At 74.2% G+C, this 4,046-nt stretch carries 6 protein-coding genes; 4 read left to right on the forward strand and 2 right to left on the reverse strand.

The features are described 5' to 3' along the window. Positions 1–190: 190 nt before the first annotated feature. Both BG452_RS30915 and BG452_RS30920 read right to left on the reverse strand, forming a co-directional pair. Positions 191–586 (reverse strand): SsgA family sporulation/cell division regulator, encoded by a 396-nt coding sequence (locus tag BG452_RS30915; RefSeq protein WP_188307662.1) that lies wholly within the window; start codon positions 584–586, stop codon positions 191–193. A gap of 133 nt (positions 587–719) precedes the next feature. Further along, the gene (locus BG452_RS30920; protein ID WP_188307663.1) at positions 720–1,163 is read right to left on the reverse strand and encodes an SRPBCC family protein; all 444 of its coding nucleotides are present in this window, start codon (positions 1,161–1,163) and stop codon (positions 720–722) included. Positions 1,164–1,369: 206 nt separating this feature from the next. On the opposite strand from BG452_RS30920, the gene BG452_RS30925 reads away from it, so the two are divergent. The 4 genes from BG452_RS30925 to BG452_RS30940 form a co-directional block, all read left to right on the forward strand. Next, a complete protein-coding gene (locus BG452_RS30925) occupies positions 1,370–2,305 on the forward strand; it encodes an RNA polymerase sigma factor SigF (RefSeq protein ID WP_223242973.1) in 936 nt (311 codons plus the stop codon). Between the two features lie 178 nt (positions 2,306–2,483). Further along, entirely contained in the window at positions 2,484–2,930 is a 447-nt protein-coding gene (locus BG452_RS30930; protein WP_188307664.1) for an STAS domain-containing protein, read from the forward strand. Between the two features lie 114 nt (positions 2,931–3,044). Continuing rightward, on the forward strand, positions 3,045–3,515 hold the full coding sequence (locus tag BG452_RS30935) for an ATP-binding protein (protein WP_188307665.1): 471 nt from the start codon (positions 3,045–3,047) through the stop codon (positions 3,513–3,515). Between the two features lie 332 nt (positions 3,516–3,847). Beyond that, a partial coding sequence (locus BG452_RS30940; RefSeq protein ID WP_188307666.1) for a hypothetical protein occupies positions 3,848–4,046 on the forward strand: 199 nt, incomplete at its 3' end.

Genomic DNA, 4,046 nt, shown 5'->3' on the forward strand with positions numbered 1-4,046 from the left:
ACCCCCCGGCCGGGGGGCCCCCGGAGCCCCCCCCCCTGCCCGCCGGCGGGCCGCGGCGGCGCCGGGGGTTCCGGGGTCGGGGGCGGGAGGCCGGGTTGGGCGGGGGCGGTGGTCATGGGGGAGCACTCCTCTCGGTGCGGTGCGGTGCGGTGCGGTTCCGCGTGGCGCGGATCCCTGCGGTGGTGCGGTGTCACGCGGCCAGCAGGTCCCTCAGGCCGCGGTCCCAGTCGAGCCGTTCGTGTTCCTGCCCCGGTGGGACGAGCCGCGTGGTGGCGGCCAGGAACTGGGCGACCGCCTCGGTGGAGGCGGCGAGCAGGGCCACGCCCTCGTCGCCGGCGAGCGCGATCAGCACGCGGGTGTCGTCGAACGGCGTGACGTGCACGTCCCCCTCACCGGCGGGCGCGTCCAGGCCGGCGAGCAGCAGGTCGCGGGAGAGCGACCACACCGCGTGCGGCTGGTAGGAGGTGAAGTCCAGCTCCGCCGCGTGGGGCTGGTCGGCGCGGTAGGACCAGTCGACGGCCAGGTCCCGGCTGCGTTCGTCGCCGGTGATCAGTCGCATGGTGATCCGGGTGGTGAGACGTTCCATGGAAGGGTTCCCCTTTCCCGGGTTCTTCGGGCGGGGACGGCCGCCGGGCCGTCCCCGCCCGCTCGTCTGTGGTGCCTGTCGGTCTGTCGGCCTGTCGGGCCCGTTACGGCTCGGGTGCCCCCGATGCCGGGGTTCATGCCCCCGGATCGGCGTCCGGTCGCTCGCTCCGCTCGACGTGGTCCTTGAAGTCGTTCAGGTCGTCGATGACCCGGCGGTCGACGAAGCCGAGCGCCTCGGCGAGGTGCGCCCAGAGCCCGTGGGGTTCGACCTCCAGCTGGAGCATCACCCGGGTGGTGCGGTCGTCCACGTGGTGGAAGGTCACCACGCCGCTGTGCCGCACCGGGTCGGCCCCGCCGTCCCAGGCGACCCGCTCGCCCTCCACCACCTCGGTGGTCACGGCCCGGAACTCCCGTCGGCCGCCCGCGGTTTCGACCACCCAGCTGCTGTTGCCGTCGCCGGAGACGTCCACGCTGACCACGCCGCGCATGAACTGGGGGAAGTCCTCGCAGTGCACCCAGCGTCGGTAGACCTCGCCGAGCGGTGCCGCTATCTCGACCGATTCCTCGATCCGTCCCATCGTCCGGTCCTCCTTCTCCTCGGCTCTGCCGTCCTGCACCCGGTCCGGGTGCCCCGTTCCCCGCCGGACATGCACGGCGGGCGGCAGGCGGCACCGCCGCACCGTCCGGGTCGTTCGTTCACGCAATCCTCACAACGGGAACCGACATGGAATCGGCCAGGGCGGGTACCGGGGGACGGACCGTACGCCGAGGGGAAAGGACCGACATGGCCACGACCAGTGACGCACTCCTCCACCGTGGGACAGCCCCGGCTCCGGACGGGGCCTCGACGGTCGACGCGTCCGGCGCCGACCGGGCCGCCGTCCGGGGGCTCCCGGGACACCCGGAGCTCATGGAGTTCCCGGAACTCGCCGACATCGAGGACCCGCGACAGGTCGCGCCCAGTGACGCGCGCGAGCTGACCCGCCTGCTGCTGGCCCGGCTCGCGACGCTGGAGGAGGGCACCCGCGCGTACTCGTACGTGCGGTCCACGCTGATCGAACTCAACCTGTCGCTGGTGCGGTTCGCGATCCGCCGGGTCGGCAACCGCCGCGAGCCCGAGGAGGACCTGATGCAGGTCGGCTCGGTCGGCCTGATCAAGGCGATCGACCGCTTCGACCCCGACCACGGCGCGGAGTTCGTCACCTTCGCGCTGCCGACCATCCTGGGCGAGATCCGCCGCCACTTCCGCGACTCCACCTGGGCCGTGCACGTGCCACGCCGCCTCCAGGAGCTGCGCATCACCCTCGCCAAGGCTCGCGACGTGCTGTTCCAGCGCCTGGGCCGGGCACCGACCGTGCCCGAGCTGGCCGAGCACCTCGACCTGACGGAGGAGCAGGTGATCGAGGGGCTCGCGGCCGCCAACGGTCACACCGCCGGGTCCCTGGACGCCCCCGCGACCGACGGCGAGGAGGACCCGGGCCCGCTCGCCCAGCGCCTCGGCGAGGAGGACCCGCGGTTCGGCACCCTGGAGAACCTGATCGTCCTCAAACCGCTCGTCGCCGCGCTGCCGGAACGCGACCGGCTCATCCTGGCGCTGCGCTTCGGCGAGGAACTCACCCAGTCCCAGATCGGCGCCCGACTGGGCCTGTCCCAGATGCACGTCTCCCGTCTCCTCAGCCGCATCCTGAAGAGCCTGCGCGCTGGCCTCACCGCCGACTGACCGGGGCGGCGCGGACGGCCGGCCCGGCCGCCCGGCCACCGACCCGGTCACACGGTCACCAGGAGCACCCACGACACCGCGCACGCCACCCGCGCCCGGGCCGCCCGGCCCACGGCCTGGCCCTGGGCCGGGTGGCGTGCGTAGTCTCGTGGAGCACACCCGTGGAGGGAACACGACGATGATGCCAGCCGAGAAGACGATGCCCGCAGAGAACGAGTCCGTGACCGTGCCGCCGACCACCACCCCCTCCGACCCCTCCCGGACGGGCGCCCCGTCCGGGCCCGACCTGGTCGTCCACACCTGGCACACCGACACCCGGGCCGCCGTCTGCGCGCTGGCGGGCGACCTCGACATCGAGACCCTGGCACCCGCCCGGGCCGCCCTCGACGAGCTGGTGGAGCAGCGCCCGCCGCTGCTCGTGGTCGACCTCGCCCGGGTCGACTTCTGCGACTCCTCCGGACTGAACCTGCTGCTGCAGACCCGGATGTCGGCCGCCGCGGCGGACGTCGCCCTCCGGCTCGCGGCGCCCTCCGGCACGGTCCGGCGGCTGCTGGAACTGACCTGCACCGACACCGTGTTCGCGCTCCATCCGTCGGTGGACGCCGCACTCGCCGCACCCCGGTGACCGCCATGGCCGGCCGATGACACGCATAATTCGTCCGTGGTCGGGAACCGAGCAGACGAAGTGGAACACAGCGCCGGAACCGAGCGCGCCGGAACCGAAGGGGAGATCCCGCACATGACGACCAGCCGGGCCACCCTGGACGGCGACCGGCCGTGCGCCGGCCCCACCCTTCCGCCCGGCGGCCAGCGCCGGAGGCTGCACCTGGCCGGGCTGCCCAAGCCCGTCGCCCGCGCCCGGGCGTACACCGCGCAGGCCGTCGCCGACTGGTCGTGGCCGATGAGCGAGGCCGGCGTCGGGGACGACATCGTGCTCCTGGTCGCGGAACTGGTCGCCAACGCGATGCTGCACGCCGGCGGCCCCGTCGACCTCGTCCTGGACGCCTCCGAGGCCCGGTTGCGGATCGAGGTCAGCGACCGTTCGACCGACCTGCCCGAGCCGCGCCGGCCGCACCGCCCGGGCCTGCCCGGAGGGCACGGGCTGTTCATCGTGCAGAAGGCCGCCACCCGGTGGGGCGCCGTGCCGCACGACGACGGCAAGACGGTCTGGGCCGAGATCGACGCCCGGCCCGCGCGGCCCGGCGGCTGACGCCGACGGCGCCTCCCTGGCGTCACCTCGCATGACGGCGCCTCGAACGCGCCATCGAATGGCGCACGCCCGCGGGCCGACCGTTCGCCCGCTATGCGACTCTCGCCGAGGACGGGGAGGCCGACGGGCGTCCCGGTGTGCCGGTACGTCGGGCCGGGGGAGACCGGATCCCGCCCGGCCGTTCCGGCCTCACACCACGAGGACCGCGAGGACCGCGAGGGTGGCGGGGTGCGGTGGAGGGCGTGGTGAATTGAGCTGCCGGGGTGTCAGGTTCCCGGTACGATCTGCGGGTTCGAGCCGGGCTGTACGGGCGGGACATGGGGGACGGGGTCGTGGCGGGAACCATCACGTTGTGGGTGTTCGGGCTGCTCTGCTTCGTGGTGGCGTTCGCCAAGGAGGCCGCGAGCGGGGCGGGGATCAACCTGCCCGGGCCGAAGAGCGGGGGCGCGCGGGTCGGGGTGGTCGCGGTCGGGGTGCTGGCGCTGCTCCTGGGGACGGCGGTCCGGCCGCAGGGCGGCGAGCCCGTGGCGC

The organism is Streptomyces sp. CBMA123, from assembly GCF_014596465.1.
Classification (GTDB): Bacteria; Actinomycetota; Actinomycetes; order Streptomycetales; family Streptomycetaceae; genus Kitasatospora.

What these genes read in the sequence shown, in the direction of transcription:
- BG452_RS30925 (WP_223242973.1), top strand. Translation starts at nt 1,370, where the DNA reads ATGGCCACGACCAGTGACGCACTCCTCCACCGTGGGACAGCCCCGGCT.
- BG452_RS30930 (WP_188307664.1), top strand. Translation starts at nt 2,484, where the DNA reads ATGATGCCAGCCGAGAAGACGATGCCCGCAGAGAACGAGTCCGTGACC.
- BG452_RS30915 (WP_188307662.1), bottom strand. Translation starts at nt 586, where the DNA reads ATGGAACGTCTCACCACCCGGATCACCATGCGACTGATCACCGGCGAC.
- BG452_RS30935 (WP_188307665.1), top strand. Translation starts at nt 3,045, where the DNA reads ATGACGACCAGCCGGGCCACCCTGGACGGCGACCGGCCGTGCGCCGGC.
- BG452_RS30920 (WP_188307663.1), bottom strand. Translation starts at nt 1,163, where the DNA reads ATGGGACGGATCGAGGAATCGGTCGAGATAGCGGCACCGCTCGGCGAG.